This window comes from Falcatimonas sp. MSJ-15, from assembly GCF_018918265.1.
Taxonomy (GTDB): Bacteria; Bacillota; Clostridia; order Lachnospirales; family Lachnospiraceae; genus Falcatimonas.
In genome coordinates, this window is the sequence record NZ_JAHLQC010000007.1 from 1 (window position 1) to 14,705 (window position 14,705).

Below are 14,705 nucleotides of genomic sequence, written 5' to 3' on the forward strand. Positions count from 1 at the left end.
CCGTAACTTTGAGAATTTTAGAAATAGAATTTTGCTATCAACGACTTAGTTATATTAAAGAAACCTGATGCTTATGCACCAGGTTTCCAATATGGGATTTTACCCCCGCTCTTGACAAAGAGCCATTAAAAAACTCCTCATCGATAAACAGTATACCAACATTAGAAATCTAAAATCATTGGTATCTGTATGTCGATGGGGAGTTTTTGGTTAACCGTATCTGAATGATTAATCGTAATTATTCTTCAAATAGCATTAATTATTCTTAGTTAATATTAATTACTCTTAGTTAACATTAATTACTCTTAGTTAACATTAATTACTCTTCAACATATATCTCGAATAGGTTAAGTCCATTATTCTGTGAGTATATAGTAAGTTGTCCGGCATTACCAGTATAATTAAAAGTCTCAGAAGAACCGGAAGCTGTAAAATGTAATGTATTAATTATGGTACCACTTGCATCACATATACATAATGTTCTCTCTGCAGCACCTGAACTTGCAGCTGTAATAGTGATAGTTGATGGACCTGATACATCGAATGATACAGAACGTGAGTTAATATCACCAGTTCCATTAAGTGCAAGAGCAGTAGCATAAGTTGTATCACCAATGTTCTTATTAAGGTGCTTAACAGTAAGATATTCAGAAGAAGATGCATTAAGTGTTAAACCATCTATCTCTGTAGTCTCTTTAATCTTCTTATATGAAGCAAAAGCATCTGTATCAAATGTCCATATAGATGGATCATAACTTCCCTCATCATCAGAAGAACTTTCGTCACTCATTGATTCATCATTATTAGAATCAGAACTGCTATCATTATCTGATTCCGATGTCTCAGGAATAATTACTTCGCTTGAAGATTCATTGTATTCTTCGGAAGAATCTTCAGATGGTATTGTTGAACCATCGTAACCGAATAACTGCCACTGAATAATACCGGTTGAATATGTATCATTAGAAGTCATACTTAATCTTACAGCTTTAGCAGATACAGGCTTGAAGTTGGCAGTATTAAAAGTATCTTTTTCTGTATCAACAGTTGCAAGTGAAACCCAGTTGCCTTTTGCATCCTGATATTGAAGTTCGGCAGATGAAGGAAGATCAATACCTGCACCATCATAGAACCAATATACACTTGTGCCGCTTATAGTATACTCTTCATCGAATGTATACTGAACCCATTGAGTTCCGGTATAAGGCCAGTTACCATATACAAGACTTCCACGATCTTCAGATGAAGTTGGTGTATATCCATTATTAAGAGCATCCATAGTCTCCCAAGGTGAGCAGTATGAACTTGAAGTTGTTGCAAGTCCTGCAATATTAGTAAAATCAGAATTAGTTTGGTTAGAATTATCTGTAGTATCCTCAGAAGAACTGCTTTCTTCGTAAGTAGTGTCATTATCAGAAGAATTAGTATCATTGATGTTAAAACGTCCACTTTCTGATTTGATCTGTGACCATATATATCTTAACATCCAGCCGTCCCAGTCAGTAAGAGTCTGTGAATTGCCTGCCCACATGATAGTACTGTCAGGAAATCCCATAGGTGGTCTGTCATCTTCTTCATAAAAATCAGGAAGACCAAAGCCATGTCCTATCTCATGTTCTATAACATGTGCTTCATCATCATTAAGACATTGAAGAATATACTGGTCAGAAACTCGTTGTCCCCAGTCACCTCCGGCACCACCTTCGAATCCACTTGTACCCCACAGATACATATCAAATCTGTTAGAATAATCACCGTCATAAGAATATGAACTGTCAGAAAAATGTTCTGCTCGTGACAGAGTAGAAGGTGCACAAGGAAGAAGTTCTGGTATATTCTGATTAGATTCATATAATCCATCAGTAATAGTATCAGTATAGATAATCTCATCAGGCTGAGGATCTTCAATAATAGCTTCATTATTAACAGCCCATCCGGTTATATTCACATCTATACTGTCATAAGGCCATTCGTCATATCCTGCAAGATAATTATTCCAATTGTTGATCTGACGATTTAACATCTCTTTTATCTGTTGTCTTACAGATAGTGTAAGAGGTTCATCAGATTGCCATCGTATTACATAGTTAAGTGATCCATTACCTGCGAATATCTGATCGAATATAAGATTACGTCTAGAAATAGAATCTTCAACGAGAATTCTGTTATTATATACCCATTCAATTGAATCTTTATATTCAGAAGGCATATCAGAAAGTGTTATATTCTGGCTGCTTGCAGCAAATATATTATTAGTATCAAAAAAAGTTGTCAAAGCAACATGACCAACGACAGCAGTTACAGCAAGTGATACAGCAACTGTTCCTGATATAAGAATGCCTTTAAATTTTTTACTCATAAAAATGTCTCTCTTTCTAAAAACTTTGTAGTCTATATATATCCTGATAATGCGATATCTGATTACGATATTAGGATATATTTGTATTCTTTAAATCATTTTATAATAGGTCGAAAGTCTTCTCAATGGTATAAAAGTATTATTAAATTAGCGGGCATAGTACCAAAGTCACAAAAATAGTATCCTGATATGATAGTCACATATTGAATATGCTTTCAATATAATAATGTAACAATAAAATAAAATGGAGGATTAATAATGTCAGGAAAATTAAAGGATGCAAAAGATAAAATATTAGGCAAAGATAGCAGCATGAGTGATAAAAATAACAAAGAGTCTTCAGATATAAAAGATATGGAGATTGAATCTTTGGCATGTGGTGGATGTGGCTGTGGTAATAATGGCAGGTGTCCGGTTAGAATATTTGGTACAGTTGACTTGGCACCTGGAAGTGAAGTGGGATTAAGCTATGGCAGTTTTGTTAATCTTGTACCGGGAACTACAATAGGGCTTACACCTGGAAGCACAGTGAGTCTAGATCCTAACACAACAGTATACCTTAATCCGGATGCAACAGTAGGCCTCACACCCGGAACAACAGTAGGAGTAACAGGAACAGTAGGACTTAATACAGGAACAACAGTAGGCCTCACACCCGGAACAACAGTAGGACTTAATACAGGAACAACAGTAGGCCTCACACCCGGAACGACAGTAGGAGTAACAGGAACAGTAGGACTTAATACAGGAACAACAGTAGGCCTCACACCTGGAACAACAGTAGGAGTAACAGGAACAGTGGGACTCACACCAGGGACAACAGTAGGGATTACACCTAACAGTGTGGTTACAACAGCTAATAATTTTAGCACAACAGATATATTTACACCGACAGCGACACCTCTTACTCCATATACAATAACAGCAGATGGAACATATTATTCACAGCCATTTGATGTAAGTAATTATAAAGATTATACATGGTATATAGAGAATGCTACACAGAGTGATGCAGGTATAACAGTGTCACCACAGTTTGCACCAGTTAATACAACAGGTGTAATCTGGACTCCGGTCTATGTGCCGGAACCTTCAATAGATGGAACAGCAGCACAGACAACAGTTAATGTAGCACCTGGAACAGCAGCAGTACTTGGCGGTGGCAAACAGATACAATATACAAGACTTGCGATAACAGTAACAGGTCTTACTGCAGGTCAGAGTATTGTTGTAAGAGGAAGTATACAGGGAAGCCAATATTAGAATAGGGATATAATAATTACCTGCAATACCATAATTAACCACTAATTGAGCTAAGCCAATACTAGAACAGTGATATAATAATGAATATTTAGATACTTGCACCTATTTTTTATACAAAGTAGGTGTAAGTATTTTTATCTGTGATAATTGAATTATTTATAGTGTATCATTTCATTTACAAGAATCTTTCATCATGCTTGAGTGGATATATCATACAGCTCATAGTATCTGATAATAATGAAGATTTCTTCGTAAAATGAAGAATCATCAACAATATCATTAAGCAGTTCTTTAACTTTTTTGATTCTGTATCTTACAGTATTAGGATGTTGGAATAGTGTTTTTGCAGTTATATTAATCTCTCCATTATTATTGACATAAGCTATAAGTGTATCAAGAAGAGAAGAAGAATATTGATTGTCATATTCAGTAATTATATTAATTATCTTATTATAGAGTATCTTAAAGCTTTCATTAGTATTATAAGCAAATATATACTTATAAAAACCACAATTATCATAATACATATATTGAATATCTTTATTATGACAGATCATATTGGCATTTACAGATTCAGTTATACAGAGATTAAGCTCTGAAAGAGAAGAATGAATACTACTTATGCCTATATGAAAAAGTTCAGGATTGATATCAAGCTTTTTAAGGATGTTAAGAAATATACCAGCACAGTCTCTAATAGTTTCCTCATTCTTAAAAGAGTATATTAATACCATGCCATTTTTATACTTGACATAAGAATAATTGTAGGATGATAATTGCTGATATTTTTTATATAAAAGCCTGTTAAAACAAGATATAACCCAATTATAGTCTTTGGTGAGTTCTTTTTTTGTAATATAAGCAGATACAATATTATTACTAAAATGTGGATTAATCTCATAAGCTGTATGCTCAACAGTATGTTTAGACGGTGTTGTATTAATGATACTGTTAAGATGTTCTTCTGCAATAAGATATTGCTGCTTGCCTTTTAGAAGATCATTAACGCATACAATAAGATCTTCCATATATGCGTTATTAAAAGTAAAGACAGGTATGTTTGAAGCATTGCACATATTAATAACATCATCAGGGATTGTATCGAAGAATATAGTCTTAACAGCTATTGCAGCAACATTAAGTTCTACAAGATGATGAAATGCTTCACGAATAAGAGATTCGTTATCTTTTGCAAAAAAGAGTGATGAGATAACAAAGTCACCCTCACAAAATCCGGCATAGTTGTTAATAATGCTCTCGTATTCAAGAATAACAATATTACCTACATCTTTTGAAAGTCCATCATTTTTATTAATAAGTCTGAAGTTTGAAAAAAGATCAAGATTAAGGATCTCATTAACTTTAACCATATATACCACCTTGCTAATTTATAAATTAAAAATAAAAACAGTGTAACACTATTTATTATAAAAGTAAAGGTCAACTCTCCACCACCTAAAGGTAGTAGTTTTCTGCCTATGACAAACGAAAGAATTTTATATATGAAAATGGTTCTATGAGCAACCTTTATGAAAAAGCTGAACATAAGATTGATAGCTGTGATAGATTATAGATAAGAGACTATATCACGAATTAGAAAATTGTAATATAATATATAGTACTAAAAAATTCGATGTATATAAGTAGGAGGATATTATGTAAATTTGAAGAGTGCAATAAAACATCTTCAAAGATTGATATGATGAAGAAAATTATGATAAAGAGAACTATGATAGAGAGAATGTTCCATGTTGGAGGTAAGTTATGAAGTATATTATACATTATGATATAGCGGCATTGATTGTATTTATATCGATAGGAATAGGATATTATATGTCGCAGAAGTTCCCGTCAAGGCAGGCTAAGAGATATGAGAAGCTTCTTGTAGTATCTGCAGTGTCAGTTGTTCTTGATCTTATTACAGTACAGTGCATTGCATACGCAGCTGTAGTACCTGTATGGTTTAATTATATTATAAACATACTTTTTTATCTTACATTTAATAGTGTACCACTTTTATATTGTCTCTATATAAAAGAGATAGTTGATGGCAAACAGACAAAGAGTGGATTTGAACCAATGATAATACCATATATATGTATTGCTTTAATGATTGCGACTAATGGTATTCACAAGCAGGTATTTTATTTTGATGCAGAGCATAACTATTGCCATGGTTATGGATATTATGTTGTATATGTAGTTACATTCGTATATCTTATACTTAGCCTTGTGTTAACGATTCGTAACAGAAAAAAATTAATAGCGATACAGAAGATAGCAACAATAATATATAATATATCTTCTATATGTGTTGTATTATTACAATGTATATATGATAACCTGCTTATATCAGAATTTGCAGTTGCCATATCGGTTCTTCTTATGTATATGACTTTACAGAATCCACTTGAATTCTCTGATGCGAGAACGGGAACATTTAACAGAGAAGCATTTACAAAGGCTGTAACTGAGAGAATGTTTGGAAGAAAAAGACAGACAATAATAGGTGTACAGCTTGAAGGAACACAGAAGATAAGAGAATTTATGGATAGTAGTAATGAACTTAAGATATTAGATGAATTCGGAAAGTTCCTTAAGGATATTGCAGGATATAAGCGAGTATACAAGATTGCAGATGTGCAGTTTGCAATAGTTGTTGAGAAAGATGTTGAAGATATAAAAAATGCAATACTAAGATGGGTAGATGCACCATTTGAGATAGATGATCTTAAGATTAATCTGTGGGTAAGCCTGTGCATTGTTGAAAATACCAAAAAAGCTGAGCAAAATGGAGACTTTTTAAAACTTATGGATTACTGGGGTGCAAGAGAGAGCAACATAGAAGCAAGCAGGATTATAGATAATGATAAATCAGTACTTGAAGAGATAGAGTATGAATATAAGTTAAAACATGTACTTGAAAAATCTATCTCAGAGCAGTCATTTGAAGTATATTATCAACCTATATATGATTGGAAGAATAAAAAATTTGCGGTTGTAGAAGCACTTGCTAGAATGTATGATAAGAATATGGGCTTTATCTCACCGGATGAATTCATAATAATGGCAGAGAAGAGTGGACAGATTATTAAGATTGGTGAGATGATATTAAGAAAAGTATGCTCAATGATAAAAGAAGATAATCCTATGCAGTATGGAGTTGAGAAGATACATATTAATCTGTCAGTAATTCAATGTATGCAGGAGAATCTTGCAAAAGACTTTACAAAGATAATTGACAGCTACAATATCTCACATGACAATATATGTTTCGAGATAACAGAGACAATATCTTCTGATATGACAGACAGTATTAAGAAGAATCTGGATTATTTTATTAATAATGGTTTTGAGATGTCTATGGATGATTATGGAACAGGTTATACTAATATAATGAGTATAGCTAATTACCGCTATAACAGTGTTAAGATGGATAAGAGTATGGTATGGACTTCGATGGAGAGCGATACAGTTAGAGTACTTCTTGAACAAAGCATATCTATGTTCAAGATGCTTGATAAGAAAATTGTAGCGGAAGGTGTTGAGACAAAAGAACAGATAGAGATGCTAAAGCAATTTGGATGTGATTATTTTCAGGGATATTATTATTCAAAACCACTTAAGAGAGAAGATTACATATCATTTATGAAAAAATATGGAAATGTAAAATGAAAAAAATATGGAAATATAAAAGAGGTTGACAAAAATTAAAAAATGATGTAAAATTAATGTACTTTATAGGTTTAAAGCGTAACACTTTAAAGCAGATTTTAAAAACAGGAGGACAAAGATAATGACAATAGATAATCAGAAAAACCAGCGTAATAGAGGAACATTAATTTCATATCGCCCAGATATAAAAGTAGTTGACTGTACATTAAGAGATGGAGGATTAGTTAATAACTTTTATTTTGATGATGAATTTGTAAAAGCATTATATAAAGCTAATATAGAAGCTGGTGTTGATTATATGGAGTTTGGATATAAAGCATCAACAGAATTATTTAATGAAGCAGAATTTGGAAAATGGAAATTCGCAAAAGAAGAAGATATAAGAGCAATAGTTGGTGAGAATAATTCACCTCTTAAGATATCAGTTATGGCAGATGTTGGAAGATGCGATTATAAGAAAGACATAATTAATAAGAAAGACAGTGTTATAGATCTTATTCGTGTTGCTACTTATATTCATCAGATTCCAACAGCAATTGAGATGATTAAGGATGCCAAGAAAAAAGGCTATGAAGTAAGTGTCAATATTATGGCAATCTCTAAAGTGAATGATGAAGATCTTACTAATGGACTTGAACTTCTTGCTAAGACAGATGTTGATGTGATCTATCTTGTAGACAGTTTTGGAGCTTTTTATCCTGAACAGATAAGAAAACTTACAGATAAGTATCTTACAATAGCTGAGAAGACAGGTAAAAAAGTTGGTATTCATGCACATAATAATCAGCAGCTTGCATTTGCTAATACTATTGAAGCTGCAGCAGGTGGTGCAAGCTATCTTGATTCAACATTAAGCGGAATGGGAAGAGGTGCAGGCAACTGTTTTACAGAGACATTGTTAGCATTCCTTAAGAATCCAAAATATAATCTGATTCCGGTTATGAATCTTGTAGCAGAATATATGCCAAAGATAAAGGCATCAGGTGCTGTATGGGGATATGATATACCATATCTTCTTACTGGTGTATTAAATAGTCATCCTTCATCAGCGATTAAGTTTATCAAAGATAATAGAAATGATTATGCCAAATTTAATCAGGAGATACTTGATTTGGAATAATTACAAATTTGTTAAAAATAACAGTTGACAAATCATTCAAAAGTAATATTATTATACTAATAAGAAACTGAAGATAAGTTTAATGATAAACAGAATAAAAGTGAAAGGTAAGCGATAGTATGTTGCGGATGAGATTTCACAATAGAATAGAGAGTATATTAAAGAGTCAGACCATTTGATGGTCTGGCTCTTATTTATTTTGTGCTTTACTATGATAACAAGATAAAAGAAATTGTTAATACTAATACAATTGTTAAGAATATTTATAGGAGGAGAAGAATATGGAAAAAAGAAAAACTTTATTTCGATTATTAATGATAATAATCGGAAACACTATCTATGCACTGGCGGTGGCATTATTTATTATGCCTAATGGATTAATAACCGGTGGAACAACAGGACTGGCTCTTTTTGTAAATCATATAACTAATATTCCGGTGTCAGCTTTTGTTGCAGTATGGAATATTGTAATGTTTATAATTGGAGCAGTGATACTTGGCAAAGCATTTGCTATGAAGACACTTCTTAGTACATTCTATTATCCGGTTGCACTTGAGATTATACAGAAGATAACAGGTAATTATAAAGTTACAGAAGATGTTATGTTAGCAACAGTATGTGCCGGACTTATGATTGGTTTCGCAATAGGACTTGTAATACTCGCAGGTGCAAGCACAGGAGGAATGGATATACCACCACTTGTTCTCAATAAGAAGTTTAAGATGTCAGTATCAGTAACAATGTATGCAATCGATTTTGTGGTTCTTATATTACAGATGGCATTTACAAGTGTTGACAAGATACTATATGGAATTATCCTTGTATTGCTATATACAGTTACACTTGGCAAGATACTTGCGTATGGTGAGAATATGAAAAAGGCTGAAGTTCAGTTACATAATCAGAATCTTCAAAAAGCATAAAGTGATAAAAATTTGCAAATCCCGTCATAGACTATGGCGGGATTTATGTTATAATATAGACTGTGTCGGTTTTTTAGCTATATAAGATTAAAAAAATGAAGAATTAATATATATAGTAAGGACAGACATATAGAATAAGAAAAGAGGTAGCAGTATGAAGGTGGAGAAAAGCGTTCTTTTAGAGAAGAAAAGACCATTACTAAAGAGATTACTGTCAATACTTACTGACAGTTATGAATATGTTTCAATACTTGCCTGCGATACAGTAGGTAAAGGATATTCGATATCAAAAAGCGGAATAGTTGTTCAGGAACAGCAGCTTTTTACAGACAAAGGTTATGTTGTAAAAGTATATGATGGCGAGAGTTATGGAGAATATTCATTTAATAACATAACAGAGAATAATATTGATGAGATAAAAGAAGCTGTAAGTGAATCACTTATGCCATGGAAAGATAGTCTTAGAGAAGAACTCTCAGTTAAAAAGTATAAAAAGATGACAGAAGAGAAGATTTCATTTGAAAAAAGTACAGAATATGAAAAAGATCCGTCAGAGATGGGAGATGAAGCTATAATAGATGCTTTATCAGCAATAAGACAAAATACACTTGATAAAGAATCAAAACTTATAGATGCAGCTGTAAGTTTTTCATACCAGAAATATCACAAACTGTTCTTATCTGATAATAAAGAACTTGAGCAGAATGTAATGTGGTCAACAGCAGCACTTTCAGCGAGGTCAGCAAAGGGACAGGAAGTAAAATCTGCATTCTCTACAGCTTCAGGAATAAAAGGTGCTGAAGTAATAGATGAGATAAGAGAGAAGATAGATGAAGTTATAGAAAAGGTTAACCTTCTTCTTATTAGCGAGCCTATGATACAGGGAGAGTATGATTGTATATGTGCACCTGATGTAACAGGAATGATTGTACATGAAGCATTTGGACATGGCGTTGAGATGGATATGTTTGTCAAAGATCGTGCACTTGCAAAACAATATATCGGAGAATATGTTGCATCACCACTTGTTACAATGCATGATGGAGCATCTGCATATACACAGACAGCTACATATTTCTTTGATGATGAAGGAACACTTGCTCATGATACTGTTATAATAGAAAAAGGTATCTTAAAACAGGGTATATGTGATGCACAGGCAGGTATGGCACTTGGCTTTGAACCTACAGGTAACGGAAGAAGACAGAGTACAGAGAGAAAAGCATATACAAGAATGACTAATACATATTTTGAAGAAGGAACAGATAAAGTAGAAGATATGATAGCTTCAATAGAATATGGATTCCTTCTTGAGAATGCAAGCAGTGGAATGGAAGATCCTAAGAACTGGGGAATTCAGTGCCTTGTAGATTGTGCAAGAGAGATTAAAGATGGTAAATTTACAGGAAGAGTATTCTCACCAATAGTACTTACAGGATATGTTCCAGACCTCTTAAAATCTATAACAATGATGTCTGATGCAAAAGAATTAAGCGGAAGTGGTATGTGTGGAAAAGGTTACAAAGAATGGGTTAAAGTATCAGATGGCGGTCCATATATAAAAGCTAGAATCAGATTAGGATAATTAAGAGAGGATGGTTGCAGGATGATAGATATAATATTAAAAGCTATTAAGAATAACTCTATAGAGAAATATCTTATAGAAGAAAAAGTTACAAAAAGTGCTGAACTCTTTTTTGTAAAAAAAGAGCTTGATATGAGAAGAATGAAGAATGTAGCTCATTATACTGTTACAGTATTCAGAGATTTTGAAGAAAATGATATTAAATACAGAGGAAGCAGCATTGTTAATATCGTTCCGGAGATGGATGAAGATATGATTGAAAAAGCCATATCAGAAGCATATTATGCAGCACAATTTGTCAAGAACAAGTACTATGAACTTATAAAAGGTGAGAAAAAAGAGATGAAAGTTATGCCATCATCTTTTGAAAATTATACACTTAATGAGGCATGTAATGCATTTGTAGAAGCATTATATAAAGAAGATGTAAGAAAAGAATCTTTTATTAATTCAGCAGAATTTTTTGTTAATAAGAATGTTGTAAGAATTATTAATTCAGAAGGAATAGATGTATCATATACAAGATATAATGCTAATGGTGAGTTTGTAGTTCAGTGTATAGAACCACAGGATGTAGAATTATATCAGAACTTTGAATATACTGATCTTGATACAGAAGCTTTGTCAAGACAAGTAAGAGAAGCATTAGATACAGTATGTGCAAGAGCTAATGCAAAGACAGCACCAAAAAAAGGTGAATATACAGTAATATTGTCTGGTAAGAATCTGTCACAGTTATTTGAATATTATGCAGCAAGAACAAGTGTAGGATATATCTATGCAGGAATATCAGATCTAAAACCTGGTGATAATGTTCAACGTGAAGATGCCAGTGGAGAGAAAGTTAATGTTACACTAAAAAGTACTATTCCATATTCACTTGAAGGAATTGAGATGAAAGATGTAGAGATTGTACAGGAAGGTATAGTTAAGAATATCTATGGTAATGCAAGGATATCATATTATCTGGGCGTAGAACCAACAGGTATGCCTGATGCAGTTAGTGTAGATAATGGAACAGTTACATTTGAAGAGATGAAAAAAGAACCATATCTTTATGTGGTTAATTTCTCAGATTTTAGTGTCAATCCATTGACAGGATTCTTTGGTGGTGAGATAAGACTTGGATATCTGTTTGACGGTGAGAACGTAACACCGGTTACAGGTGGCTCAATTAGTGGTAATTTTATTGAATTACAAAATAATCTTGTATTTTCAAAAGAAAGATACAAAGATAGCAAATATGAAGGACCATTTGCAGTAAGAATTAAGAATGTTCAGGTTGCAGGTGAGTAGATAATTAATATAGGTAAAGGTGAAGATATGGAGTTAAGAAGACTTAGTGTTGAACAGATTGTGGAATTATATGACAGACATCTTAAGTATGATTTTCTAGAAGACGAGTTAAAGCCAATAGGCAGGATTACAGATATGTATGACAGAGGTGTCTATTTTGCGGCTGGAATGTATGATGAAGAGAATGTACTTAGAGCATATGCCTATTTTGTACATGATGCAAAGGAAAAGACAGTTCTTCTTGATTATTTTGCAGTTGTAAGAGGTAATAGAGATAAAGGATATGGAAGTAAGTTTTGGGAAAATGCAGGTGCATTTCTTAAAGAATATGATATAGACAGGCTTTATCTTGAAACTGAGAATATTCATTTTGCAAAAGATGATGAAGATATGAACACAAGGATTAGACGAATTGCATTTTATAAGAAGAATGGTCTTACAATGACAGATGTAAGAAGTATGCTATTTGGTGTTAATTATAATATTATGACGTTAGAACTTAATAAAGATAATGTTGCAACAGGTATATGCGATACTGATACAGCAAGACAACAGTTAAAGAATATATACAATATTATGTTTGAAGAAGAAAAATTCAAGGATAAAGTGATAATTTATGAATAAATATGAGATATTAAAGAAGTATTTTGGTTATGACAGTTTTAGAGAAGGGCAGGAAGTACTAATTGATGGTATATTAAGTGGACATGATACACTTGGAATAATGCCAACCGGTGCCGGTAAGTCATTATGTTATCAGGTTCCGGCACTCATGCTTGATGGCATTACACTTGTAATATCTCCACTCATATCACTTATGACAGATCAGGTTATGGCACTTAACCAGGCAGGTGTACATGCAGCTTATATTAATAGTTCGCTTACACCTAATCAGACACGACTTGCACTTATGTATGCAAAAGAAGGAAGATATAAGATAATATATGTCGCACCAGAGAGGTTGCTTTTACCGGAATTCATTGATTTTGCGTCATCAGTTAATATATCAATGATTACAGTTGATGAAGCACATTGTATATCACAATGGGGACAGGATTTTAGACCAAGTTATCTTAAGATTCTTGATTTTATCAATCTTTTGCCAAAACGTCCGGTTGTAAGTGCATTTACAGCAACTGCAACGCATGAAGTAAAAGATGATATTATTAATATAATGAAACTTATAGATCCTTGTATCCTTGTAACGGGATTTGACAGGAAGAATCTTAAGTTTGTTGTAAAAAAACCAAAAGACAAATATGCACAGGTTATAGATTATATTAATGAACATCGCAATGAATCAGGCATAATATATTGTCAGACCAGAAAAAATGTAGAAGAAGTATGCGAAAAACTTTGTCAGGATGGCATAAATGCGACAAGATATCATGCAGGACTATCTGACACAGAGCGAAAACAGAACCAGGAAGATTTTATATATGATACCAGACCGGTGATGGTTGCAACTAATGCATTTGGAATGGGTATAGATAAATCCAATGTAAGATATGTTATTCATTATAATATGCCTAAGAATATTGAAAGTTATTATCAGGAAGCAGGAAGAGCAGGTCGAGATGGACTGCCTTCCGAATGTATATTGCTTTATAGTGGTCAGGATGTTGCGACTAACCAATATATGATAGATTATGTAAGCGAGAATAATGAGCTTGATTATGATACACTTAAAATTATAAAAGAACGTGAGAGAAACAGGCTTAAGAAGATGACTTATTATTGCTTTACCAATGATTGCTTAAGGACATATATATTGAGATATTTTGGCGAAAATGCAGAGAATTACTGTGGGAATTGTTCTAATTGTCTCACACAATATGAAAATGAAGATGTAACAGAAGTTGCAAAGGGTATTCTTATATGTATGAAGGAATCAAAAATGAGATATGGAATAGCAGTAATTCTTGATACACTTAGAGGAAGCAAGAGTCAAAAAGTCTTAAAATATTCGCTTGATAAGAGCAGTCAGTATGGAAAGTATCAGACTATGACTATACATAAACTTCGTAATATATTCAATCATCTTCTTGTGAATGACTATGTATATCAGACTGATGATGAATATCAGATAGCCAAGATATCAGAAAAAGGAAGAGATTTTCTTGACAGTGATACCGAGAGCATTATAATAAAGCTGCCAAAAGAGATAGAAAAAGTGGATACTGATAAAAAAGCAAAGAAGCAGACGTCAAAGAATAGCAGCAATGTATCCGGTGCTATGTCAGGAATGTTTGAAGAACTTAGAAGTCTTAGAAAACAGATAGCATCAGAACAGCAAGTGCCACCATATCTTATTTTTGCTGATAAGACACTAATCGATATGTGTGATAAAGTACCACATACCAAAGATGAGATGTTAATGGTATCTGGTGTAGGTGAGAAGAAGTATGAGAAGTATGGTGAAACATTCTTAAAGGCAATAAAAGAATACGAGATTAATAATATGTAAAAATAAGGGAGATGTTT

Annotated in this window: 10 protein-coding genes; 8 read left to right on the forward strand and 2 right to left on the reverse strand. The window is 33.0% G+C overall.

The features are described 5' to 3' along the window. Positions 1 to 319: 319 nt before the first annotated feature. Positions 320 to 2,359: a discoidin domain-containing protein gene (locus KQI85_RS06600; protein WP_216575294.1), complete on the reverse strand. Its 2,040-nt coding sequence runs from the start codon at positions 2,357 to 2,359 to the stop codon at positions 320 to 322. A gap of 258 nt (positions 2,360 to 2,617) precedes the next feature. Between KQI85_RS06600 and KQI85_RS06605 the strand changes: the two genes are divergently transcribed. Continuing rightward, a complete protein-coding gene (locus tag KQI85_RS06605; RefSeq protein ID WP_216575295.1) occupies positions 2,618 to 3,622 on the forward strand; it encodes a hypothetical protein in 1,005 nt (334 codons plus the stop codon). A 191-nt stretch (positions 3,623 to 3,813) separates the two neighbouring features. Here the strand turns inward: KQI85_RS06605 and KQI85_RS06610 are convergent, their stop codons facing one another. Beyond that, positions 3,814 to 4,992 carry a PucR family transcriptional regulator gene (locus KQI85_RS06610; RefSeq protein ID WP_216575296.1) on the reverse strand — a complete coding sequence of 393 codons (1,179 nt, stop codon included), beginning with the start codon at positions 4,990 to 4,992 and terminating at the stop codon, positions 3,814 to 3,816. 394 nt (positions 4,993 to 5,386) lie between these two features. On the opposite strand from KQI85_RS06610, the gene KQI85_RS06615 reads away from it, so the two are divergent. The 7 genes from KQI85_RS06615 (at position 5,387) to recQ (ending at position 14,688) form a co-directional block, all read left to right on the forward strand. Continuing rightward, a complete protein-coding gene (locus tag KQI85_RS06615; RefSeq protein WP_216575297.1) occupies positions 5,387 to 7,297 on the forward strand; it encodes an EAL domain-containing protein in 1,911 nt (636 codons plus the stop codon). Between the two features lie 121 nt (positions 7,298 to 7,418). Beyond that, positions 7,419 to 8,417 carry an aldolase catalytic domain-containing protein gene (locus KQI85_RS06620; RefSeq protein ID WP_216575298.1) on the forward strand — a complete coding sequence of 333 codons (999 nt, stop codon included), beginning with the start codon at positions 7,419 to 7,421 and terminating at the stop codon, positions 8,415 to 8,417. Between the two features lie 281 nt (positions 8,418 to 8,698). Next, a complete protein-coding gene (locus KQI85_RS06625; RefSeq protein WP_216575299.1) occupies positions 8,699 to 9,340 on the forward strand; it encodes a YitT family protein in 642 nt (213 codons plus the stop codon). Positions 9,341 to 9,494: 154 nt separating this feature from the next. Next, complete coding sequence (locus KQI85_RS06630) at positions 9,495 to 10,925, forward strand: TldD/PmbA family protein (RefSeq protein ID WP_216575300.1); 1,431 nt, start codon at positions 9,495 to 9,497, stop codon at positions 10,923 to 10,925. 21 nt (positions 10,926 to 10,946) lie between these two features. Continuing rightward, positions 10,947 to 12,221 (forward strand): metallopeptidase TldD-related protein, encoded by a 1,275-nt coding sequence (locus KQI85_RS06635; RefSeq protein ID WP_216575301.1) that lies wholly within the window; start codon positions 10,947 to 10,949, stop codon positions 12,219 to 12,221. A 27-nt stretch (positions 12,222 to 12,248) separates the two neighbouring features. After that, positions 12,249 to 12,845: a GNAT family N-acetyltransferase gene (locus tag KQI85_RS06640; protein ID WP_216575302.1), complete on the forward strand. Its 597-nt coding sequence runs from the start codon at positions 12,249 to 12,251 to the stop codon at positions 12,843 to 12,845. Further along, complete coding sequence (gene recQ, locus KQI85_RS06645; RefSeq protein WP_216575303.1) at positions 12,838 to 14,688, forward strand: DNA helicase RecQ; 1,851 nt, start codon at positions 12,838 to 12,840, stop codon at positions 14,686 to 14,688. Before KQI85_RS06640 ends, recQ begins: the two co-directional genes overlap by 8 nt. The last annotated feature ends 17 nt before the right edge of the window (positions 14,689 to 14,705 follow it).